At 40.8% G+C, this 23,684-nt stretch carries 16 protein-coding genes and 1 tRNA gene; 9 read left to right on the top strand and 8 right to left on the bottom strand.

Annotation, left to right across the window (positions count from 1 at the left end; genetic code table 11):
* Positions 1-159: 159 nt before the first annotated feature.
* The gene (gene adhE, locus BCU68_RS14125; protein ID WP_102565399.1) at positions 160-2,835 is read right to left on the bottom strand and encodes a bifunctional acetaldehyde-CoA/alcohol dehydrogenase; all 2,676 of its coding nucleotides are present in this window, start codon (positions 2,833-2,835) and stop codon (positions 160-162) included.
* A 646-nt stretch (positions 2,836-3,481) separates the two neighbouring features.
* Here adhE and BCU68_RS14120 point away from each other — a divergent pair.
* Both BCU68_RS14120 and BCU68_RS14115 read left to right on the top strand, forming a co-directional pair.
* Positions 3,482-4,123 carry a YchE family NAAT transporter gene (locus tag BCU68_RS14120; protein WP_102565400.1) on the top strand — a complete coding sequence of 214 codons (642 nt, stop codon included), beginning with the start codon at positions 3,482-3,484 and terminating at the stop codon, positions 4,121-4,123.
* A gap of 63 nt (positions 4,124-4,186) precedes the next feature.
* Complete coding sequence (locus tag BCU68_RS14115) at positions 4,187-5,032, top strand: ion transporter (protein WP_102565398.1); 846 nt, start codon at positions 4,187-4,189, stop codon at positions 5,030-5,032.
* Between the two features lie 85 nt (positions 5,033-5,117).
* Here the strand turns inward: BCU68_RS14115 and asd are convergent, their stop codons facing one another.
* From asd to yejK, 4 genes are all read right to left on the bottom strand, one after another.
* Positions 5,118-6,233, bottom strand: coding sequence for an aspartate-semialdehyde dehydrogenase (asd, locus tag BCU68_RS14110; RefSeq protein ID WP_102565397.1), 1,116 nt, complete (start codon positions 6,231-6,233; stop codon positions 5,118-5,120).
* 189 nt (positions 6,234-6,422) lie between these two features.
* Entirely contained in the window at positions 6,423-7,622 is a 1,200-nt protein-coding gene (locus BCU68_RS14105) for a chemotaxis protein (protein ID WP_102565396.1), read from the bottom strand.
* Positions 7,623-7,724: 102 nt separating this feature from the next.
* Entirely contained in the window at positions 7,725-9,116 is a 1,392-nt protein-coding gene (locus BCU68_RS14100) for an Hpt domain-containing protein (protein ID WP_157935202.1), read from the bottom strand.
* Between the two features lie 88 nt (positions 9,117-9,204).
* Positions 9,205-10,209 (bottom strand): nucleoid-associated protein YejK, encoded by a 1,005-nt coding sequence (gene yejK, locus BCU68_RS14095; protein WP_102565394.1) that lies wholly within the window; start codon positions 10,207-10,209, stop codon positions 9,205-9,207.
* Positions 10,210-10,290: 81 nt separating this feature from the next.
* Here yejK and BCU68_RS14090 point away from each other — a divergent pair, with 81 nt between their 5' ends.
* The 7 genes from BCU68_RS14090 (at position 10,291) to BCU68_RS14060 (ending at position 18,761) form a co-directional block, all read left to right on the top strand.
* On the top strand, positions 10,291-10,518 hold the full coding sequence (locus BCU68_RS14090) for a YejL family protein (protein WP_102565393.1): 228 nt from the start codon (positions 10,291-10,293) through the stop codon (positions 10,516-10,518).
* A gap of 22 nt (positions 10,519-10,540) precedes the next feature.
* The gene (locus BCU68_RS14085; protein WP_102565392.1) at positions 10,541-12,346 is read left to right on the top strand and encodes a DUF3413 domain-containing protein; all 1,806 of its coding nucleotides are present in this window, start codon (positions 10,541-10,543) and stop codon (positions 12,344-12,346) included.
* Between the two features lie 183 nt (positions 12,347-12,529).
* Positions 12,530-12,620 (top strand) — tRNA-Ser (locus BCU68_RS14080).
* 277 nt (positions 12,621-12,897) lie between these two features.
* Entirely contained in the window at positions 12,898-14,577 is a 1,680-nt protein-coding gene (locus tag BCU68_RS14075; protein ID WP_102565391.1) for a cation transporter, read from the top strand.
* Positions 14,578-14,588: 11 nt separating this feature from the next.
* On the top strand, positions 14,589-15,479 hold the full coding sequence (locus tag BCU68_RS14070; protein ID WP_102565390.1) for a protease modulator HflC: 891 nt from the start codon (positions 14,589-14,591) through the stop codon (positions 15,477-15,479).
* On the top strand, positions 15,476-16,372 hold the full coding sequence (locus BCU68_RS14065) for a protease modulator HflK (protein WP_102565389.1): 897 nt from the start codon (positions 15,476-15,478) through the stop codon (positions 16,370-16,372). The genes BCU68_RS14070 and BCU68_RS14065 overlap by 4 nt, the downstream gene beginning before the upstream one ends.
* Before the next feature lie 265 nt (positions 16,373-16,637).
* Positions 16,638-18,761, top strand: a complete 2,124-nt coding sequence (locus BCU68_RS14060) for a metallophosphoesterase (RefSeq protein WP_102565388.1) — start codon at positions 16,638-16,640, stop codon at positions 18,759-18,761.
* Positions 18,762-18,842: 81 nt separating this feature from the next.
* Here the strand turns inward: BCU68_RS14060 and BCU68_RS14055 are convergent, their stop codons facing one another.
* The 3 genes from BCU68_RS14055 to BCU68_RS14045 form a co-directional block, all read right to left on the bottom strand.
* Complete coding sequence (locus BCU68_RS14055; protein ID WP_102565387.1) at positions 18,843-19,541, bottom strand: trypsin-like serine protease; 699 nt, start codon at positions 19,539-19,541, stop codon at positions 18,843-18,845.
* A 67-nt stretch (positions 19,542-19,608) separates the two neighbouring features.
* Complete coding sequence (locus BCU68_RS14050) at positions 19,609-21,567, bottom strand: DNA topoisomerase III (protein WP_102565386.1); 1,959 nt, start codon at positions 21,565-21,567, stop codon at positions 19,609-19,611.
* Positions 21,568-21,674: 107 nt separating this feature from the next.
* A complete protein-coding gene (locus BCU68_RS14045; protein WP_102565385.1) occupies positions 21,675-23,678 on the bottom strand; it encodes an NADPH-dependent 2,4-dienoyl-CoA reductase in 2,004 nt (667 codons plus the stop codon).
* Positions 23,679-23,684 lie beyond the last annotated feature (6 nt).

Below are 23,684 nucleotides of genomic sequence, written 5' to 3'. Positions count from 1 at the left end.
AAATTAATGTAATTGGTATAACTCTCTACAAGTTATACCGCTTACATTAGTGATGAAGCATAAAAAAAGCCCCGCTAATCAATTCGCGGGGCTTTTAATTTCTAGCTAAGACATCTACGTGCTAGCGAAAATATCTCATTATTCCATTAAGAATCTAGGTTATTTTTTCGCTTTCTTTGCTTTTGGCTCTTCAGTCTTTTTAATTACTGTAGTGCCTTCAAACGTTTCGCCTTCAACAAATGCCTTACCGTAGTAAGAAGCCGTTAGTACTTCTTTTAACTCACTGATTAGTGGGTAACGTGGGTTAGCACCTGTACATTGGTCATCGAACGCTTCAACAGATAGTTGGTCTAGTTGCGCTAGGAAATCAGCTTCTGGTACACCAGCGGCTTGAATTGATAGCGGGATATCTAGAGCAATTTTCAGTTCTTCTAACCATGCTAGTAGACGTTCAATCTTCTGAGCAGTGCGGTCACCAGCTTGGCTAAGACCTAGGTGGTCTGCAACTTCAGCGTAACGACGACGAGCTTGTGGGCTTGCGTACTGAGAGAATGCTGTTTGCTTCGTTGGGTTATCGTTCGCGTTGTAACGTACAACGTTTGAGATAAGTAGTGCGTTAGCAAGACCGTGTGGTACGTGGAACTCAGCACCCACTTTGTGAGCCATTGAGTGACATACACCTAGGAAAGCATTCGCAAACGCAATACCAGCAATCGTTGCTGCATTGTGTACTTTCTCACGAGCGATTGGGTCATTTGCACCGTTCGCGTAGCTTGATGGTAAGTACTCTTTTAGCATCTTAAGTGCTTGTAGTGCTTGACCATCTGAGTATTCATTTGCAAGAACTGATACGTAAGCTTCTAGTGCGTGAGTGACTGCATCGTAACCACCAAATGCTGTTAGCGACTTAGGCATGTTCATCACAAGGTTAGCATCAACGATTGCCATTTGTGGCGTTAGTTCGTAATCCGCTAGTGGGTACTTAGCACCTGTTTTATCATCAGTAACAACCGCAAATGGTGTTACTTCAGAACCAGTACCAGATGTTGTTGTGATACATACTAGCTCAGCTTTTTGACCCATTTTAGGGAACTTGTAAATACGTTTACGGATATCCATAAAGCGCATTGCTAGTTCTTCAAAGTGAGTTTCTGGGTGCTCGTACATTACCCACATGATCTTAGCAGCATCCATTGGAGAACCGCCACCTAGAGCTAGGATAACGTCAGGTTGGAAGCTCTTCATTGCTTCAGCACCCTTCTCAACAACAGACAGTGTTGGATCCGCTTCTACATCGAAGAAAGTTTGAACTTCGATACCTTGAGCTTTAAGAAGTTTAACAACTTCGTCTGCATAACCATTGTTGAACAAGAAACGGTCAGTTACTAGGAATGCGCGTTTCTTACCTTCTAGATCACTCATTGCGATTGGAAGGCTACCACGACGGAAGTAGATAGACTTAGGTAGTTTGTGCCATAACATATTTTCAGCTCGCTTCGCTACAGTTTTCTTGTTGATAAGGTGCTTAGGACCTACGTTCTCAGAGATAGAGTTACCACCCCATGAACCACAACCAAGAGTTAGAGAAGGTGCAACGTTAAAGTTGTAAAGATCACCGATACCACCGTGAGTCGTTGGGATGTTTACAAGGATACGTGCCGTCTTCATTTTGTCACCGAAGTAACGAATACGATCTGCATTTACGTCTTGGTTTGTGTATAGACCAGATGTGTGACCGATACCACCAATTTCAACCATTTTAACGGCTTGTTCTACGGCATTTTCAAATGAAGATGCACGGAACATACCTAGTGTTGGAGATAGTTTCTCATGAGCAAATTCATCATCGTAAGAAACTTCACCAAGGCCTTCACCAACTAGGATCTTAGTATCAGCAGGAACTTTAACGCCTGCCATTTCAGCGATAGCTGGAGCTGGTTGACCAACGATTTTCGCGTTTAGTGCACCATCAATTAGCAGCACTTTACGTACTTTATCTGCTTCAGATTTAGATAAAACATAACCTTTATGAGAAGCGAAACGCTCTTTAACTTCGTCGTAAACCTCATCCATAACGATGACTGCTTGCTCAGAAGCACAAACTACACCGTTATCGAATGTTTTAGACATAAGAACAGAAGCAACAGCACGCTTGATATCCGCTGTTTCATCGATAACAACAGGAACGTTACCTGCACCAACACCGATAGCTGGCTTACCTGAAGAGTATGCAGCTTTAACCATGCCTGGACCACCAGTTGCAAGGATAAGAGCAATACCATCGTGTTTCATAAGTGCGTTAGAAAGCTCTACAGATGGTTGGTCGATCCAACCGATGATGTCTTTTGGTGCACCCGCAGCTACTGCTGCATCAAGAACCAGTTTAGCGGCATCGTTCGTTGAGTTTTTAGCACGTGGGTGTGGCGAGAAAATAATACCGTTACGAGTTTTAAGTGAAATAAGAGACTTAAAGATCGCTGTTGATGTAGGGTTCGTTGTTGGAACGATACCACAAATGATACCAACAGGTTCAGCGATAGTCATCGTGCCGAATTCTTCATTTTCTTCAAGAATGCCACACGTTTTTTCATCTTTGTATTTGTTGTAGATAAATTCTGAAGCAAAGTGGTTTTTGATTACCTTATCTTCAACAATACCCATTCCAGACTCTGCTACCGCTTGTTGCGCTAGAGGGATACGAGCTTGGTTGGCTGCTAGAGATGCTGCACGAAAGATAGCATCGACTTTTTCTTGAGAAAAAGTCGAGAACTCTTCTTGTGCTGCTTTAACGCGTGCTACGAGAGCATCTAGTTCAGCTAAGTTAGTTACAGGCATAATGGAACTCCTAAAATAAATAAATTAAAAACTTTTTAACAAACCCACTACAAAGCTCAAATACCCAGAAGCTTATCTAAATAGTGATTCTTACTAAATAGCTTTCGATAGTGAGTATAATATTTCAAGGTATGAAATAAATTGACTCAGATCAGTTATGAAAAAAAAATTACCCACTTAGAGGTAGCCATCAATCACAAAAAACCATAAAGCACTGAAAATAAACAACAAAAACAAAAAAACAAAAATATAGAAAAAACACAAAATACAAAGAAAATCACACAAACTGTAAATAAATTTCACTTACAGACATAAAATTACATGTTCATCGGAAAAATCGTGCTACTTGATTATTGTTTTGTACATCAATTTTTTTATAAATTCTGCCTTGTATATAAAAAATGAGATCCAGATAACATTCATTTTGAAACAACAAACTTACAACGCTTATTTGTAATACATAATACAAAAATATCACATTTGGCATATTGAATTAGTTTTTCTATCTTAAACGTCTTCTATTCGTTAATTTTTTTCATTCGCGATTTTGACAGAACTGTTTTACATTACGCCTCTAAATACCATGGCGATTGCACGTTGGTTAATTTCCTACTCATTAATTCAGCAAAAATGGATAAAGTCTGCGATGAACACATTTGAAATCACTATCTTTCTACAATTTTTTTTAGGGCTTGTCGCAACGGTTAACCCGATTGGTATCATGCCTGTTTTTGTGTCATTGACGGCTAATATGTCCCCAGAAGACAAAAATAAAACAGCAGCAACAGCTAACTTTGCCGTTGCCGTTATTTTGATCGTCTCTTTACTTATGGGACAAATACTACTCGATATGTTTAGCATCTCTCTTGATTCATTTAGAGTCGCAGGTGGGCTACTTTTACTAAGCATCGCATTTTCTATGATGAATGGTAAATTAGGTGAGGTGAAACAAAACAAACAAGAAAAATCTGAATATGTCAGCCGAGAGCAAATCGGCGTAGTACCACTGGCTATGCCTTTAATGGCTGGACCGGGTGCAATCAGCTCAACCATCGTCTATGGTTCTCGTTACCCAACGATCGGAGATACTGTCGGTATAATCATTAGTATTGTCGCTTTTGCATTATGTGGCTGGCTGCTATTTCGCTCTGCACCTTTGATTGTTCGTTTTCTTGGTCAAACAGGGATCAACATCATCACCCGTATCATGGGTCTGATCCTTGGCGCTTTAGGTATTGAATTTATTGCCAGTGGTCTGCGTAGCTTATTTCCTGGGTTAGCTGGATAATAACGTTACTAATATGATGTGGTTTTGTTAAAATCACATCATAATCCATTTTTAAGCATGCCGATGACTGAAGACTCATTGAAACACCGCCTCTATATCATTATTTTTGGCACTCACACCAAAGCTGGGCGAATTTTTGATATTGCCTTAATCATTTCTATTCTTGCTTCTTTAATTGTACTAACCCTTGACTCGATTCCTAGTGTAAAAGCTGAATGGCAATCATTGCTTACCTATTTAGAATACGGCTTTACTCTATTATTTACGATTGAATACCTAGCAAGGCTTTACTGTTCACCCAGACCAACCTCTTATGTGAAAAGTTTTTATGGCATTGTCGATTTACTCGCAATACTGCCAACCTACCTCGCCTTCTTCTTTCCTGCTGCTTCTTATATGGGTATTATTCGTGCATTACGAGTGATGCGGATCTTTAGAGTATTGAAACTCGTTCGCTACCTACAAGATTCCAATTTATTATTACGCTCTTTATTATCATCTCGCCGTAAAATATTTATCTTTTTTATTAATGTTGGCGTGCTTGTTTTACTCTTTGGATCATTAGTCTTTGTGATTGAAGGACCTGATAATGGCTTCACGAGTATACCGCAAAGCATTTACTGGGCGATTGTGACGATTACAACGGTTGGCTATGGTGATCTCACCCCACAAACTCCTCTAGGGCAAGGGATTGCAGCGCTAACGATGCTATTAGGCTACTCGATTCTCGCTGTTCCCACTGGGATCATTACTTCAGAGTTAAATCAGCAGATGACCATGCATAAGCAACTGGTAAAATGCCCTAATTGTTCAAAAGCAGGTCATGAAAGTGATGCGTTGTATTGCAAATTTTGTGGCAGCGAACTCGCCCACCCAGATCAGCGTGTGGTCGAAAAAGAGCACAAATAAAAAGAGCCAGTTCAACCTCTTTCTAATAAGAAAGTGAATGAACCAGCTCTATTTGCATCATTTGTTGTCGCTAATTAAGCGTGTATTATGCTTTCTCAGCTAAGATAATACGCAATGTACGACGTAGAGGTTCCGCAGCACCCCATAGCAGTTGGTCACCAACAGTAAAGGCATTGAGGAAATCATTACCCATCGACATTTTACGCAAACGTCCAACAGGAACGGACATTGTGCCTGTTACTTTCGCTGGTGTTAGCTCTTGAGCAGTAATATCACGCTCATTAGGAATAACCTTTACCCACTCATTGTGCGTTGCGATAATCTCTTCAATCTCATCCATTGGCACATCTTGCTTAAGTTTAATCGTCAACGCCTGCGCATGGCAGCGCATGGCACCGATACGTACACAAGTACCATCGATAGGGATTGGAGCACCATCTAAGCCAAGGATCTTGTTCGCTTCAACCCCAGCTTTCCACTCTTCTTTACTCTGACCATTTTCACGTTTCACATCAATCCAAGGAATTAATGATCCCGCTAGCGGTACACCAAATTGATCGGTAGGGAATGATGATGAGCGAAGCGTTTCTGCGACTTTACGATCAATATCTAAAATAGAGCTTGATGGATTAGCCAACTCAGAACTCACACTGTCGTTAACCACACCCATTTGAGAGATCAGCTCGCGCATATTCTTCGCACCAGCACCTGAAGCAGCTTGATAGGTCATTGCGCTCATCCACTCAATCATACCCTTCTCATACAAACCACCTAATGCCATTAGCATCAGGCTGACTGTACAGTTACCGCCTACAAAGGTATTGGTTCCTGAATGAATGCCTTGCTGAATTTGAGCCAAGTTAACAGGATCGAGAGTAATAATAGAATCAGCATCCATACGCAAAGTCGAAGCTGCATCAATCCAATAGCCTTTCCAACCCGCTTGACGTAGTGCCGGATAAACTTTCTCCGTATAACCACCACCTTGGCAGGTAATAATGGCATCAAGCTGTTTTAAGCTATCAATATCAAATGCATCCTGCAACAGACCAGCTTCTTTGCCTAAGCTAGGCGCTGGAATGCCAATTTGAGAAGTGCTAAAAAATACCGGTTCAATTAGGTCAAAATCTTTCTCTTCAACCATACGTTGCATAAGAACAGAGCCAACCATGCCACGCCAACCAACTAGACCTACTTTCATCACAAATCACTCTCCATGTATTCACTAAAAATGTATTTATCCATAGTTAGTTTTTCAGCCTAAAATCTCAAGTATTAATTGGCATAAATAGCTATTTTTTTCATTACCTTGATAAATCGTCATTTGTCACAATGAAATATTCCATTTTTACTCTCAAAATCACCCTAAATGTATGCCAATGTCTTAACGTTACAATTCCTGACCTTTTTTCGCTCGTTTACCTAATGCATAACCTAAACCTAAAGGGGCAAAGAAAATAACTAAGATAAATAAAATAAAGTAAATAATCGTGCTTTTAATGAGTTGGATTAGTTTATCGACTGCCAAAGCAATCATATTTTGTGAAGCTTGATCAAGATCGTTAACCAACTCAGTTCTCTGCTGAGTCACGATATCAGCAATAGCTAAACGCTCCTTCTCTACCATGTTAATTAATGCTTGGCGTTCACGTGCAACCATAACTTCTAATGCCTCACGCTCTATCGTTAACTTTGCAATCTTATCATCGGTTTTGATATCTAAATCATTTAGTAAGGGCTGAAGTTCTATCGCCATATTTTGAGCGAGAACTTGCATATATTGAGGATTATTTTCAACAAAATCTTGGAAGAACTCCGAACTATCACGAAAGCTTTGCATCGTTCGAGTCAAATCTTCACCGCTAACCGTACTATTGAGAGCAATTAATTGTGCTTTCCACGTCATTAATTTTGGTGTTTGTTCTGATACTAGACTTAATCTATCCGATACATCACCCATCGCCTCTGGCATTGTACCTAACGAAGAAGCAACATCTGCTTCATTTATATTACGATATTTTAGCCAAGCTCGGTAAGCAGGAGTTCGATGGAAGGTAATATCGGTAAAGATATGCTCTTGGGTAAACTGCTGAACAAAATGTTGAGTTTCAAGATAGACCGACTTTGATAGTAACGCACTGGCTAGTTGGTCAATATCCATCAGCAACTGAGCCGAAACTGATTGAGCAAAAGAGTGATGAGGTACATTCACATCAAGAAATAAATGCTCTCCTTTACCTTGCGAGAAATAATCAACCATTTGTCGAGTAAAAACCCATGTATCAATAAGCGCAGCCATTGGTGAAGCTTGATAGGCTGCATTTTGTAACCCCTCTTCAGCATTAATCTTCCATAACAAGACTAAAGATTGATTCGATTGATCATTTGTAGCATATTGACTTGAAATATCGTCAGCCGTTTGCTCTATTTGAGTAAAAAAACGTTGAGCATATTCACGAGTCATCAAGCGAGTATTCAGCTCTTGCTGGGTTAAGGGGGTGGTTTGGCTATCAATCTTAACTTCAAGTAATGAGCAACCAGAAAGAACCGTTATACACAGCCCTAAAAGTAGAGCGCAACAAATACGCATAACAAATGACCTCGTTAATAATTAGAAAATAAAATGGCGAGATGGCATTTTACTTTATTTACTGATAATCAACTCAACTATTTGGTCACTGTTATAAAATTACTACTTTTTTGCTAAATACACTTTCACGGCATCCATTGTCTTGGCTAAATCATCCGCTAAACACGAGATTTGCTCTGCTGTCACTGGCTGACCATTTTTCAGTGTTATTTCAATATCTGAAGCTGTTAACTTCAATTGTTCAGCCCCTAACGTACTCGAAACTCCTTTTAAGCTATGTGCAGTGCGTTGCGCTGTTTCAACGTCTTTCTCATCTAATTGCTGTTGTAACGCAATATGATCATTTGTATGATCTTGAATAAAAATACCCAATAACATGTTGACAGCTTCTGCATCATTGTCAAAAGTTTCCAACATATAGTCGGTATCTAAAATTGTTGCTTTTAATGCGTCGCTACTTGCCTCAACAACACTATCTTGACTGGTGTTACTCGTCTCTACTACTTCCGTGCTTAATGCCGTTTCTACTGATTGAGTTAATTCAATGTCCTCAGTTAAAGCTTGAGACTCTTCAATCACTGAACTTACTGCTTCAGGTTTAAAAGTGCTGCCACTTTGGCTGTCGGATCGATTTGTTTGTTCGACCTGATGCTGCGCTTTGCTCCCACTTTGTTGCTTGATGGTAACAGTGCCTTTATCATCGGCTAAATCATCAAGCCTCGTTATTTTAATAACAAGTAACGACGAACTGGCTAAAGCAAGCAAACTCACAGCAAGAGCTATCCATAGGTAATATTGTTGATAACGGGCAAATTCAGTATCTATTTTAGCAATTTCAGCATATAAATCATGATCAACTAACTGCTCAACGAGGTAGTTGACCTGCGCATAATCACTTAATACTCTCGTAGCTTCTGCAAGGCGCTTTTGAACCCCTATCGCATCATCGTCATTTAAGGATTGAGAAGCGGTTAAAATGCGGTCAAACTCTCGGTAATGCACCACCTTTGACGAGCTTGGGGTATATAAAGTTTCAAATACACAAGTTGCAAGTTGATAATAAAGTCGTCGAGCTTGTTGCGAAGTATTGTCTGCCAAACGAGCACTTTTTAGTTGGTAGATAAAACCAGAGACTTGCTCTTCTATCGACATGAACTGGTTAGAGTTTTCTAAAAATAACTCGGTGAGATAAAGTAATTGATGAATATCTGGCTGAAAAGGGGTTGAGCGAAAATCTTGCTCTAGCTTATAGCGTAAATAGTGAATATTTTCAGTATCATTTTTTAATACCGCAAACTGTGAAGTTCTAATGGGTTGAGTAAAGTGAATCGTACTGCGGAAGTCAACAACACTTCCTCTTAGCGCTTTTATATTGCTTAAATTGCTAGATAAAGCTTGGCTTAAAATCAACAATAACAAGCTACAGAAGAGCCAAAAAACAGCTATCCCACAAAGCCCTTTAACTGCTGTTTTCTTTGCCAAGCCTTTACGCATAAATATCATCCATATATTAATAATGCATTGTCATTATAGAACCTAGAGCAAAGTGTCCATCCTTGTTTCACTTTGCTTGAGTCAAGGATCAGTCGTTATTACGTGTTAACTGATCGCGTAAGTTAGGTGGCGTACCTTTAATGGTTAGTGTATCCGTCTCTGGATCGTAAAAAACACGCTCACCTAATAATAGACTATCAAAGCTAACATTTAAGCCACCACCAGCACCAACAAACTTAGTCAGCTTACGCATGGTAGTACGATCAGCAGGGAAGCTTTCTTCTAATTCATAGCCTTGTGCTTTCGTGTACTCTAAGAAACTGGTCCCGTCAGAGCTTGGAGATAGCTCGTTAGACAGTTCACGAACCTCAACTTCTTCACCGGCTTTTAGCTGCTCATTACAGTAATCATAGACTTGCTTTTTATAACCGACCGCTTCTTCTTTCTCTAACTTTGAATCAGAAACAAAATCTTCCACAGCTTGCATTAAAACAAGGTTTTGCTTTTTCGTATCGAGTCCAACTTCAGCTTGCAGAAAATCCAAAAAGAAATCGGCAACTTTACGCCCAACTCGCCCTTTGATATAGGTTAAGTAGCGATTCGATTCTTTATCTGTCTCATAGCTGGTTAAATCAATGCGAGCAACAATATCCATCTTGGCAAGATCTAAGTAGTCTGTTGCACTGATCTCTAACCCTTCCGTCACCTTTAAACTTTCGTATGACGGGAGCAAGCCAATAAATAAATAATCGGTCGCCAAAGACTGATATTCAGCAAGGATCAGAGTCCCTTCTTCCGCAAATGGGTACTTTGACAGCTCATCTTTTAGGCGCAAACCACTTTGTTGTGAAAAATCGTAAAAATCACGTTCGCCACGACGCAATTCTTGCAACCAAAGTTGAAAATCGCTGTCAGATTTAAATGAACCAAAGCCCTTTCCTGCTTTGGAATTGAAAACCCTATGTAATTCAGCAACTAATTTTTCAGTTGCTGCATCATTTGGTAATGATTCTGTGCGATAATGGACGCTCAGTTCATCCTGATCGTTCTTACGCAGTTGATGTAAAATAACATTAGAAAGTTGAAGGCTCATAGGAAATATTATCTTCTGGTTTCAGTTGTAGTGAATAGTAGGTTATTATAAGCCGCTTTTACTATCATTATTAGAGTCTTTATGCCGATTACATCTAAATACAGCGACGAACAAGTTGAAAACATCCTAGCAGAGATTGCTGCCGTACTAGCAAAACACAAAGCAAGCCCTGAGCTTTCGCTTATGATTGCTGGCAACATAGCAACCAATGTTTTAAACCAAAATGTAGCCGCTTCACAGCGTACTGCAATTGCTGAAAAATTTGCGCAGGCACTTATCTCATCACTTGATGATAAGAAACCTCACTAATATACGGATATAGAATACTTAAATGGTAGATAGCGAAAATACATACAGCGAGCGTGTTTCACGATTAGTTGGCTGGGGGCATTGGTTTGCTTTTTTCAACATCATTGCCGCCATGTTAATTGGCACACGCTACATTACCGAGTCACCTTGGCCTGAATCTTTACTAGGACAGCTTTATTTAGCTTTATCTTGGGTTGGTCACTTTGGCTTTTTGGTTTTTGTTCTCTACCTTTTAGTTTTATTCCCATTAACATTCATATTGCCTTCTAGGAAACTCCTGCGTTTAGTCGCAGTATGTTTTGCTACGGTTGGCTTAACCGTTCTACTGATTGATACTCAAGCTTATCAAAGTATTAACCTTCACCTTACCCCTGTCGTTTGGGAGTTATTATTTGGTGATGAGAAAAATACTTTAAGCGCTGATTTACAGTATCTCTTTGTAGTCATGCCTATTTTGTTTCTAGCACAGCTCGCTTTATCTGAGTGGGTGTGGCGTAAACAAAGAAAACTTTCTCATAAACACGTTGGTCGACCATTAGCTGCCGTGTTTTTCTTAAGCTTTATGTCTAGCCACCTTATCTACATGTGGTCAGATGCTTACTTCTATAACCCTGTTACGAACCAAAAGTCTAACTTCCCGCTTTCTTACCCAATGACGGCGAAAAGCTTTATGGAAAAACATGGGCTTCTTGACAGAGATGAATATCGCCGCCGCTTAGAAGCGAATGCTGGCAGTCAAGACTTAGTCCTTTATCCACTCGAGCCGATTGAGTTTAGTCGCAGAAGTAGTGACTTAAATATTTTGATCGTTAATGTCAATAATTGGCGAGCCGATAGCATGACTGAATCGGTTATGCCTCATACTTATCAATTCGCTCAAGATAATTCTTATTTCACTCAGCATTACAGTTCAAGCAATAATATGCTGGGTATGTTTGGCTTGTTTTATGGTTTACCTAGCAGTTATGCCAATAGCATGAAGTCACAAGGAACTGCCCCGCTATTTTTATCCTTACTTAAAGATAATGATTACAATGTGGGTCTGTTTAGTGGCGATAACTTCGATGATAACTTGTATGATGAAATCATTTTTAGGCATGAACTGTCAGAACTTGACCGTGATACCGCATCATCATTTGATGACAAGCAGGCTATTGAACAGTGGTCACAGTGGGTCAAAAATGAAGGTACCTCTCCTTGGTTTAGCTTCTTAGCCTTAACAACGGTTGATCACTATAATGATTACTCTGATAAGAGCACATCTAAAACAGCCAGTGAGCGTTTAAAAGAGAGTTACTTATCATCGGTTAATGCTGCTGATCTTGAACTGCAAAATCTCTATCAGCACCTCATCGAACTTGAACTGCTTGATAAAACTATAGTAGTTGTAACTTCTAACCATGGTTCTGAATTTAATGAGACTAAAACCAACAGTTGGGGTTCTAATACCAATTACAGCCATTACCAACTTCAGGTACCAATGATTATTCACTGGCCAGGTAAACAGCCAGCGACCTATAAGCATCAATCGAGCCATTTGGATTTATCCGTGACTTTATTGCAAGATATGCTTGGTGTTTCATCGAAAGCGTCTAACTACAGCAGTGGCAAAAATTTATTTGATGAACGTCGACGTAAATGGGTGTTTGCTGGTGATAATCGCGAATTAGCTTTAATCACGACCAAAGAAACAACCGTGATTGATAAGTTTGGCAACTATAAGCTTTATGATCATGATTATAAGCGCTTAAAAGACCGTAATCCTAAGTTACCTGTTTTGATGCAAGGCTTGACTGAATTGCAGCGTTTTTACATTAAAGATGAGTAAATAGCTCATTAAGTCATGTAATTAGAATTACCAGAGGAAGCACTATGCTTCCTCTTTTTTTATCGATAAATAAGAAAAACAGTATAAATAACACTTTTTTTGCCATTTCAGCCCAAAAAGTAATCACTTGAATCATTTAGGGGTTTACAAGTTTTCTCTATCCTTATATTATTCACCGCGTTCGGAGGGATGGCTGAGTGGTCGAAAGCACCGGTCTTGAAAACCGGCAACCGTTAATAGCGGTTCTAGGGTTCAAATCCCTATCCCTCCACCACATTCTAAGAAGCCGCTGATTTATCAGCGGCTTTTTTGCATCTTTCTTTTAATTATCTTTATCACTTAACCAATGGCTTTAATTAAGTAGTAGTCATTGATTTAATTTACCGCTTCTTATATCTATTCTCTATACAACTAGTTTTACTTCATCCATCCCATCAATAATAGCAAAAACCGAACGTTAGAACTGTCAACAAACCATAAAAAGCCTGTCAGAAAAGATTCATACAAGCACTGTAGAGTTCACCGTCTAAATCACTAACCCAATATAGAAAATGGCATTAGATAGGCGTATACAAACTTCCGCTTTTGCAATAGGTGTAGATCTCTTTCTCACAATCCTTCGCATCAGCCTTGCTTCAATCACAGCCAGTTTAGCTCTGCTTGCTGATGCATTTCACTCAGTTACTGATTTAATGGTCTCTGTCGCATTAATGATTGGGATTCTATTTAGGATCCACCAAGAAAAAAAAGGAACAGAAAAAGGTGAGGTTCGAGCTCGATACTTAGATTCAGCAATCGCAATCGCTGTAGCGCTTCTCATTCTCTACCTACCTTTCGAAATATTGGCCCAAAGTCGAGAGCAACTTGGTCAAAACAGTATTGATGTTAAGAATATTTGGATCGCAATTCCAGGTATGCTGGTCATCATTTCCTGCCTTCTTTTTATTGCCCGTCTAAAACGATGGGTTGGACAACAAACAGGAACGTTAACCTTAGAAGCTGACGGTCACCATAGCTTAGTCGACCTTTATACTTCAATTGCGGTGCTTTGCTCATTAGTTGGTATGGCTATTGGGATTAATATCGATCCTTATGTAGCGCTAATCATCGTCATTATGATCATCCTATCGGGTTCACAACTGCTCCTTTCGGGCTTACGACAATTATTTGTAGGCGATGAGTATAGAGAGCTTTCTCTACGTGAAATACTGGTGATGCTAACTCGATACTTACCATTTAGCTCTGTGGGTTTAAGTTCTTGTAAGCGCTTCATGACAAGCCTTTGGCAAAAACGCTACCACTTATCTGCAACCTTAGTAGCTGGTTACTTTTGCACTGGGCTAACCACTATTCCCATCGGTTATACTGGCATTAAATATCGCCTTTCCGATCCAATAGAAACTCACTTAGCACCAGGGCTGCATTATGCCTTACCAGCTCCATTAGGCAGCATTAAGCGGCTGATAACATCAGATATACGCTCAGTTACTGTTGGCTCAAAACCAGCTTCTCAAGTTCGTGCTGTCGGTGCTAATTTATGGCTAGAAAATAGAGGCAGAAATTCTCGTAATGACGATACGAGCTACGTCCTTACGGGTGATGAGACACTCCTATTTGTTGATGCTACGGTAATGTACCGCATTGATGATCCAGTTGCGGCTTATCAACAAATCAATGACACCGACTCACTTGTTTCTCTATTTGCTAATAATATTCTTGGCCAACAAATAGCTCAAAATAGATATGAAGATATCAATGAAGAGTCTAGTTTAAATCTCAGTCAAAATTTACATACTGAGCTCAATAAGCGCTTACAGCAAACCAACGTACCTATCACAATACTCAATACGAATATTAATCGAATTCAACCACCTGCGACTCTGGTTTCAAAGTATAGAAATGTTCTTAATGCTTATCAGTTAAGCCAAGACTTGGTCAACCAATCCATTGCGAGCCGCCTTTATGACTTACCAATAGCAAGAGCTGAGCAAACTCTACGTTTAGGCAAAATTGCAGCAGAGAGTTCTGAGCGACACCTATCCGCTCATGGTGAAGTATTGCAAGCTACAGAGCGAGCCCAAGCCTATATCGATAATCCAGAATCGTATGCTTTTGAGCTTTGGTGGAACACAGTGTTAGAGAGCTTAGGAGGAAAGGCCTTTTCGGTTGTACATCCTGATATTGATAACAAAGATTTACGTATATGGGATTTAACAACCTCAGTTAACTAACGGATAGAAAAATGAAAAAAATATATTTATGGGCAATCTTCTCGCTCGTGATCGGCTATGGCTTATTTACTTGCATATTACCAGTCAAAGAAACTGAATTTGTTATTATTAGCCAATTTGGCAAACCTATTCGAGTGATTGATAAAGCCGGTCCAGTTCTTAAGCTTCCAGACCCAATACAGACGAGCATTAGCATCGATAACCGTTTACAAAGCTTATCGGTTAAATCAACTGAGTACGGTACACGTGACCGCCGAAGCATCGTCATGGAACCGTTTATTATATGGCGAGTCACTGATCCGACTAAATTTTTACTGAGTGCAAGAAGCATTGAAGTCGCGCAGCAAAGATTAACCACATTAGCTAATGGACAAATTAGTTCAATGTTAGCTTCAACAAACCTAAATCAAATCTTTAGCCCAACTGAAAAAGATAATGCTTTGGAAGAGATATTTACTCAGGTGGAAAAGAAAGTAAATCTAACTTCTCATCAAGAGTTAGGTATCGATATTATTTCTATTCGTCCTGCGCAATTAGGTTACCCAGTACAGAACCTGCAAGCTATTTATGATCGTATGACTTCTGAATGGGATCGCCTAGCTAAGCAATACCATGCTGAAGGTATGGAAGCGGCTGCTGAAATTCAAGCAAGAACTGAGCGTGAAGTGAGAGAAATGCAGGCAAAAGCACATCGAGATGGGCAACGCATGCTTGGTCAAAGTGAAGCTCAAGCAGCGCAATACTTTGCAGAAGCATTAACGGAACATCAAGACTACTACAAACTCGTTAGGGCGCTAGAGAGCTATAAGATGCTGTTTAATGATGATAGTCGTTTAATTTTACCCGCTGATTCTGATATTTTCCGACCACTACTGACTCTGCCAGAGGTGGCGACACAATGAGCCTTAAATACGACATTCGGCAAACATTCTCTGACTGCCGACGACCATTAAAATTGATAGTTTGCTTAATCCCCCTACTTTATCTTTTAAGTGGGTTTTACTTAATTGGTGCAGAACAGCGTGGGATTGTGATCCGCTTAGGTAAAGTTTCAAATGACCAAGTACTACCTGGGTTGCACTACCGCCTTCCATGGCCGATTGATCAAGTTACCATATTAGGGGTGACTGAGCTGAGATCGATGATCATTGATTTCTCACGCGAAAACCAAGCAGCATACTTGCAAACAGAAGTCACAACGCTCTCTGGTGATTTGGTCAATTTACGTATTGATATACAGTACACGATTGATAATACAGGTGACTTTTACTTTTCATCAGCAGAACCTGAACGTCTTCTAAAACAGGTCGCTAAAGTAGAGACGATTAACTACTTACTAACGCAACCTTTTGAACCTCTGTTAACAACAGGTCGAGCACAAGCTCAACATATATTGCGAGATAAGCTAGAAAAAGGGATAACCGAGTTAGATATTGGTATTGCGGTAAACTCTGTCACCATACAGCGCCTTGATCCAGCACGCTCGGCTCAACGTGCTTTTGACCGAGCTCAATCGGCTCCAGCGCAAAAGCAGCAATTGCTCGAAGAAGCAAAAGCGCAACGTAACACTCAACTAGTTGCAGCTCGCAGTTTAGTCCACCAGCTATCTCAGCATTACGCTGCATCGAGTGAGGAGATATTACTTGCAGCTGAAGGGGATAAAGATAAATTAGAGTCCATTATTTCCGGTTTAAAACTGGCTCCAAATGTCAATATTGAGCGCTACTATCGTGAAAATTTAGAATCAATATTATCTCAAGCTAAGTTGACGGTTGTTGATTCTACCAACAACTAATCCAGTACTCATTCGATAAATAGAAGCTATTGCATATTCAGTTTCAAGTCGCTATGTAATAGTTTCTTCTTCACACTGTCCTTTCCTATATACCTTCCCCCCGGACAATAGCGGTATATTAATCTGTTAAATGTTCCATTCAAAGTGATACACACTAACTATTAATGTGTAAGTTATTAATAATTATGCAATCAGATCAACTTCCATCTGTCACATATCAGGATTAAATTAGCCGCTCATCTTTAATTTATTATGAGTAATACAAATGTTTAAGAAAACATATCTAGCTATGCTAACAGCATCCTTATTAACAGGTTGTTTCTCCACTTCAGATGATGATAAAAATACCATTGTCGACCGTGAAGGTGATCAACCACGTCAATATGATATGCGAATTGGTATTCTTGCCGATACCCAAGGCAGTGGTGAAGCGGTATCGGTGAATCAGTTAGAGGGGATTCTAGACTTTTATGCTGATAATGGTATTACACACGTCATTGCTGTCGGCGATGTCACCAACGAAGCTTCAATTGCAGAGTATGAAGATTGGACACGATTGGCAAGTCGTCATGAAGATATGGTCTTTTTACCTTTAATGGGGAACCATGAAACTCGCAATAGTGACAATAACGGTCGCGATCGCTTCCGTGATTATATGAGTCCGCTCATCGATCAAATTGACGGTAACATCGTCCACTTTGATGGAGGACTTGGGATTGGTGATGATAACTATGAGTTTATCACCTATGCCGCAACATCAGGCAACACTCTAATGATTAATATCTCCGAAGCAACGATATTATTACCAGGTATGCTTGAGTGGGTGACAGATCAAGTAGAAGGTCGTGATGCTTCTGTTGACCATGTTATCATCTCATCTCACCAACCATTTGCTGGACCTTACCGTGGTGGATTTGCTCACTCTCAAGCGGATACGCTAGGCTCTGAGTTTGTTAAACCGTGGACCGACTTAATGGCGAAGCATGATGTCATTTTCTTATCAGGTCACGATCACCAATATAGCCGTTCTGTTCTTTATACCGATACCCTAGCAGAGAATGGTAGCCACGCTGACAGCGACTTTTTCCATCATATTGTTGCCGGTAACGCTTCTGAAAAATCTTACTACCTACGTCAAGGTGAGTTCGAACAAATTCAGAGCTGGGTGATGTTCCGTACCACCATGCAAGGTCGTACATTAGATGCTAACAATCGTCGTGATGAGTGGACTGATGAAATGGTCGCGCGTGATGAACTACGTCCTGATCAAGTTCAAATCAACGCATCTTGGATTACTATTACCGATGATCTTGTTGAATATGAAGCTTACTATGATGATTTGGCCGACTCTGCTGAATGGCTTGCGGGCGGCGGTGACTGGAAACTATTTGACCGCTTCACAAATACGAAAGATCGCTGTGATAAAGTTATCTTCCCTACCAGTGTTGCGAGTGTCAGTGTGGAAGCTGGCTTAATTGATACTAATTATCAGATGAGTGATTGTTACTCATCTTCAGGTACGATGGCTCGCCTACTAGATGGCGAAAATAACGTTTATAACCGTGTAGACCAAGGGTTGGAAGGTGCTGACTACATGACAGGATCTAAAGGTCCACTATATCGTAATAACCTACCGAAATACCTAAAACACCAGGCAGAGATCACCTCAGGTGCTGATAATCAATCTGACCGTGATTACCAAGTCGATGGTACAAAAATGATGGGCTTTAATCACCCGAAAGGGTTTGAGCTATCATCAGGCTTTGCTGGTTTAACGACGGATGTTTACTGGTTCCCACACACGATTGACATGAAAAAACTGGTCTCTTTAAACTGGTCACCAGCACACCAAAATACATTAAGTGAAGTGTTAGATATTTCAGGCATTCAAGGCCAGACTGGTGTTTATTCTAACCCTGTAGGTTACATGCTTGATATCACTTATGATGAAGGTCGCCCAGGCACTCAAATCGTTGAAGGCGGTGATCCAACTCGTCTGGATGTGCAAAATAAGCAGCCACTTGATGCAGCTCTAATGCGCGCTAAATCACCTAACCGTATGCATGAAACTCGCAACATGGAGCTAGATCGTGACTTACGTGATGGCAACCTTCGTGCTGATGACTTCGTTATTGAATTTGCTGTACCTGCTGGCTTAGAGGCTGACCAAGTGATTCTTGCTCACCTTGATAGCTCAAATGTATGGCAACCACTACTCAGTGATTACCAGTGTCTAAGTAGCCAAGAGTACAACAGCGCTTACATGAATACACTACCAAGCGATCTGCAAGGTAAAGGCTGTAATGAAGAATTAATCGTTGGTTTATATGATGGTCGATTCTGGGCAAAAGTTGACTTTGAAGGTAACTTTGCACTAGTTCAGCGTTAACTTTTTAAGCTATATTGAGTTCCAACTATGATTGCTCCTCTGCCTTTGTGCAGGGGAGTTTTGTTTATGCCTTTGTCATTATCAATAACACGCCTGACTCAGTTCCTGTATCTTTTTGCGAAAAGAATCATTCGGAACAGCAAAGACTCGATAGCGCCCTTTACTATCATTTGCCCCAGCTGAAATCGTACCAACAATCACTAACTCGCCATTTTCAACAGCCATGATAGCAGCACCAGATGCGCCATGAACGAGATCACAGCTCTTAAAGCGCAGCATGCTATTTTTTGTTGGAGTTTGTGCATATTGGCAAGATTCATCAACAATCAATTGATTCTGACTCCCCTGCTGATAGCTAGCGACCACTAACTTACGATGCACGGTTTTGCTACTCTGTTTCGCTAACTTGAAGCGTGCTAGTGAGCAACCCAATGGCTTTTTCAGTCTTATTAAAGCCCAGTCTCCATACAACTTATCTTGAGTAAACGCCCCTTGCGGTAAATGCCTCATTCCAACGGTATAAGTTATCGCCTCGACTTTATTGGCAGTTCGATTTTTGCTGTAAGGTTGAAAGGTAATGTTTTTCGGTAAGATATATTGCTGGGTTTTATGGTTATACACACAATGGGCTGCGGTCAAAACCGTATTTGAACTTACTAATGTCGCAGTGCAGGTCTTGCCACTATTAATGAAAAGCCTGCCAACACCAGTAAATTCAGACGACTGAGCAATGCTAGAGTAACTGTACAAAATGAAAAACAGACAATATAAAAGCCGCATAACTTATCACTAAAAATAGTCTTCGATGCTATTTAGGATAGAGTGTTTTTCTGTTTTAGTCGTAAAATTAGGTTTTCTTTTTAAAGCGACTCGGCGAGCTTTTACCTGCGCGCTTCTTACGCTTAAAGCTTGGACGATCCACCTTAGGCAAGTGGCGTAATGACTCAGGTACCGGATCGGTTTTTACTTTCTGCATTAAACCATCAACACTGGTTTCTAACGCCTGCATGAAAGGCTGATAAGCTTGATTTCGCTCCGCCATTCCTTGCAACTGATGCTCCCAGTGTGCTGTCATATCTGGATAAGTTGATTCATCTGGCAGTGCATGAATCAACCCTCGCCCAGCTTCACTACTCATTATGGACTTGCCATTACGCTTTAATAACTGACGTTTAAACAAAGTATCTAAAATGCCTGCCCTTGTCGCCTCGGTACCAAGACCATCAGTTTCTTTTAGAATTGCTTTTAACGCCTTATCAGCAACAAAACGGCTGATACCTGTCATTGCTTGCAGTAATGTAGCTTCGGTAAAGTATTTAGGTGGTTCGGTTTTTTTATCTTGAATAAACCCTTCACGACAAATCAACTCACTACCTTTTACTAAAGGTGGCACGGTATCAACCTCATCACCATTTTCTTCTTTTTTTGTCTTACTTGCCGTTAACGCTTTCCAACCTGGCGAGATTAACTGACGCCCTTTCGCAATAAAACAGCCACCAGCAATATCAAACTCTAACTTCGCTTCTGCATAAATAGCAGCCGGATAAAACTGCATTAAATACTGACGAGCAATCTGTTGGTAGATATTCGATTCGTCATTTGATAAACCAGACATCGCGGACTTTTTAGGCGTAGGGATAATGGCATGGTGCGCTTCGACTTTCTTATCATTCCACGCTTTAGATTTCAGCGAGAGATCGGCCCCTGCGACAGCGGACTGTAACGGTTGAGCATTATTTTCAATGGCAGCAACAACACTCCTTGCCTGCGCGTAATGCTCCTTTGGCAGATAACGACTATCAGAGCGTGGATAAGTAATTAATTTATGTTTTTCATACAAAGACTGACAAGCATCGAGAACGTGCTGTGCACTCATTCCAAAACGACGAGCAGCATCAATCTGCAGCGCAGAAAGCGAATAAGGTAGTGGTGCATTTTGTTTTGTTTGCTTTTGCTCTGAAGCGATCACTTTCGCAGGTTGATTGGCAATACGCTGCGCCACATTCTCAACCAGTTTGCGACTTAATACTCGACCTTCACTATCTTGCCAAGGCTGACAGGCTTCACTTGGCTTCCAGCGAGCTCGAATATCAAAAGATTGATCATCATGCTGATAAGGAATAAGCGCATCTAAAGTGAAGTAATCTTTCGCGATAAAGTTTTCTATCTCTTCATCACGCCTTACGACTAACCCCAATATCGGCGTTTGTACTCGACCTACAGATAAAACTCCTTGATAACCCGCTCTCTGCCCTAGCAAAGTATAAGCGCGCGTCATGTTCATGCCATACAGCCAATCGGCACGTGACCGAGCGAGCGCTGAAATAGAGAGAGGAATAAATTCTTGATTGCTACGCAGTTGAGTTAAAGCCCGTTTCACTGCTGGCAAATTTAAATCACTAATTAATAAACGTTCAATTGTGGATTTTTTCTTCTTACTTACCTTGCAGTAATCGATCACCTCATCAACCAGCAATTGCCCCTCTCGGTCGGGATCGCCAGCATGAATAATGTGTGTCGCTTCTTTTAATAACTTACGAATAACGGTGAGTTGTTTGCTTGAACTTGAGCGCGGTTTTAATTGCCACTGCTCTGGAATGATAGGTAAATCGTCTAAGCTCCATTTTTTATAGCGCTCAGAATAAGCGTCGGGTTCAACTTGCTCAAGTAAGTGACCAATGCACCAAGTAACGACATCGCCATTACCACAACGTATAAAGCCCTGATCTTTTTTCTGTGGCATAGGCAGTGCAGCAGCAATAGCGCGACCAAGACTTGGTTTTTCAGCAATAATCAAACGAGACATAAAAATAGAGTCATGTAGAGAAAATAAAAGCCACATTATCTAATATGGCTTTTATAAAGCAAGGGAAACTGGCTATTTATACAGTTATTTATTAATAAGGGAGTGTGCTACAGCTTAATACCCAACTCTAAACCTTGACGAATAGCACGTACGGCATCCAGTTCCCCTGCGACATCGGCTCCACCAATAATATGCAATTTATCGCCAAGATCCTGCCACTTAGACTCAAAAGGGCGCACTGGAATTTGACCAGCACAAATCACCACTTTGTCTGCCTCAAGCAACTGCTTCTTACCTTTTAATGAGATGTGTAAACCTTGATCATCAATTTTATCATAGCTCACTCCACCCATTAGATTCACGCCTCGCTTTTCTAAAGTACGCTTGTGGATCCAGCCCGTGGTTTTCCCAGGTCCTTTACCTACTCGACCTAACTTACGCTGTAAGACCCAAACGGTTTTATCACTGAATGTTTCTGGGAAAGGGTATAGCCCACCTGGGTGTTCAATATTTTTATCAATCCCCCACTCATGTAGCCAATCATCTAAGTGGTGACCTTGTGGCTCTGTCAGCATAGTTGCCACATCAATACCAATCCCACCAGCACCAACAATTGCAATGCGCTCGCCTACTGGTGTTTTTTCTTTAATTAAGGTTTGATAGTCAACAACCTTTTCTGGATTATCCACACCCGTTATATTCACTTTTCTAGGCTCAACCCCAGAAGCCATTACAACCTCATCGTAATCGGCTAGCATATCGAATGTCGCTTCAGTATCGAGTTTTAAGTTCACACCAGTGACATCAATTTGATTGGCAAAATAACGAATGGTTTCTCTAAACTCCTCTTTACCTGGAATTTGCATCGCAAGACGAAATTGACCGCCAATACGATCATTGCGCTCTAATAAATCAACCTCATGACCGCGACTTGCCAGGGTTGTTGCGCATGAGAGACCAGCAGGACCGGCACCGATCACCGCAACACGTTTTTTATGATCGGTAGGCTTTATTTCGATTTCCGTTTCATAACATGCTCTTGGGTTAACAAGGCACGTGGCACGCTTACCTTTGAATACATTATCTAAACATGCTTGATTACAGCCAATACAAGTATTAATAAGTTGCGGACTTCCTTGCTCGGCTTTTTTGACAAATTCGGGATCAGCTAAGAAAGGTCGAGCCATGGATACCATATCGGCTTGCCCAGTACTTAGAATATCTTCTGCCTCTTCCGGTGTATTAATACGATTACAGGTGATAACGGGAATGGAGACATAAGGTTTCACTCTTTCTGTCACCCATGTGAAAGCGGAACGTGGAACTTGAGTCGCAATCGTTGGGATACGCGCTTCATGCCAGCCGATACCAGTATTAAGAATAGTGACACCGGCTTTTTCAAGTTCTTGCGCTAATAAAACCACATCTTCAAATGTGCTACCTTGCTCAACTAAATCCAGCATTGATAAGCGGAAGATTAAAATAAAATCTTGCCCAACAGCACGACGAATGGCTTTAACGATTTCCAATGGGAAGCGCATACGTTTTTTATAGCTGCCTCCCCAATCGTCATAGCGCATATTGGTTCGTTTGCAAATAAACTGATTAATTAAATAACCTTCCGAGCCCATAATTTCAACGCCATCATAGCCTGCAAGTTGGGCAAGTTCAGCGCTATAAGCGAAGGCATCAATGGTTTTACGGATCTGCCTCGGGCTCATTTCTGAAGGCGTAAACTTGGCTATTGGCGCTTTAATGCCCGAAGCACTTTGTGAAAATGGGTGCATCGCATAGCGTCCAGCATGTAAAATTTGTAATGCAATTTTACCGCCTTCATTATGCACTGCCTGGGTAACCACTTGATGAGCTTTGGCATGCTTTGGCTTACTAAATTCGGCGGAAAAAGGGTGCAGTCGACCACGCAAGTTGGGAGAAAATCCACCGGTCACTATAAGACCAACGCCACCTTTTGCTCGCTCAGCATAAAAAGCAGCTAACTTACCCAACCCCTCTTTATTTTCTTCTAACCCCGTATGCATTGATCCCATTAATACACGATTACGTAACTGAGTAAATCCAAGATCAAGCGGCTCTAATAGATGTGGGTACATAGGCTA

Source organism: Vibrio sp. 10N.286.49.B3 (genome assembly GCF_002873395.1).
In the GTDB taxonomy this organism is placed as follows: Bacteria; Pseudomonadota; Gammaproteobacteria; order Enterobacterales; family Vibrionaceae; genus Vibrio.
This window is presented reverse-complemented; position numbering and strand designations above follow the sequence as displayed.

Excerpts from the sequence above, each read along its gene's own strand:
- adhE (WP_102565399.1), bottom strand. The coding sequence starts at position 2,835 with ATGCCTGTAACTAACTTAGCTGAACTAGATGCTCTCGTAGCACGCGTT.
- BCU68_RS14120 (WP_102565400.1), top strand. The coding sequence starts at position 3,482 with ATGAACACATTTGAAATCACTATCTTTCTACAATTTTTTTTAGGGCTT.
- BCU68_RS14115 (WP_102565398.1), top strand. The coding sequence starts at position 4,187 with ATGACTGAAGACTCATTGAAACACCGCCTCTATATCATTATTTTTGGC.
- asd (WP_102565397.1), bottom strand. The coding sequence starts at position 6,233 with ATGAAAGTAGGTCTAGTTGGTTGGCGTGGCATGGTTGGCTCTGTTCTT.
- BCU68_RS14105 (WP_102565396.1), bottom strand. The coding sequence starts at position 7,622 with ATGCGTATTTGTTGCGCTCTACTTTTAGGGCTGTGTATAACGGTTCTT.
- BCU68_RS14100 (WP_157935202.1), bottom strand. The coding sequence starts at position 9,116 with ATGCGTAAAGGCTTGGCAAAGAAAACAGCAGTTAAAGGGCTTTGTGGG.
- yejK (WP_102565394.1), bottom strand. The coding sequence starts at position 10,209 with ATGAGCCTTCAACTTTCTAATGTTATTTTACATCAACTGCGTAAGAAC.
- BCU68_RS14090 (WP_102565393.1), top strand. The coding sequence starts at position 10,291 with ATGCCGATTACATCTAAATACAGCGACGAACAAGTTGAAAACATCCTA.
- BCU68_RS14085 (WP_102565392.1), top strand. The coding sequence starts at position 10,541 with ATGGTAGATAGCGAAAATACATACAGCGAGCGTGTTTCACGATTAGTT.
- BCU68_RS14075 (WP_102565391.1), top strand. The coding sequence starts at position 12,898 with ATGGCATTAGATAGGCGTATACAAACTTCCGCTTTTGCAATAGGTGTA.
- BCU68_RS14070 (WP_102565390.1), top strand. The coding sequence starts at position 14,589 with ATGAAAAAAATATATTTATGGGCAATCTTCTCGCTCGTGATCGGCTAT.
- BCU68_RS14065 (WP_102565389.1), top strand. The coding sequence starts at position 15,476 with ATGAGCCTTAAATACGACATTCGGCAAACATTCTCTGACTGCCGACGA.
- BCU68_RS14060 (WP_102565388.1), top strand. The coding sequence starts at position 16,638 with ATGTTTAAGAAAACATATCTAGCTATGCTAACAGCATCCTTATTAACA.
- BCU68_RS14055 (WP_102565387.1), bottom strand. The coding sequence starts at position 19,541 with ATGCGGCTTTTATATTGTCTGTTTTTCATTTTGTACAGTTACTCTAGC.
- BCU68_RS14050 (WP_102565386.1), bottom strand. The coding sequence starts at position 21,567 with ATGTCTCGTTTGATTATTGCTGAAAAACCAAGTCTTGGTCGCGCTATT.
- BCU68_RS14045 (WP_102565385.1), bottom strand. The coding sequence starts at position 23,678 with ATGTACCCACATCTATTAGAGCCGCTTGATCTTGGATTTACTCAGTTA.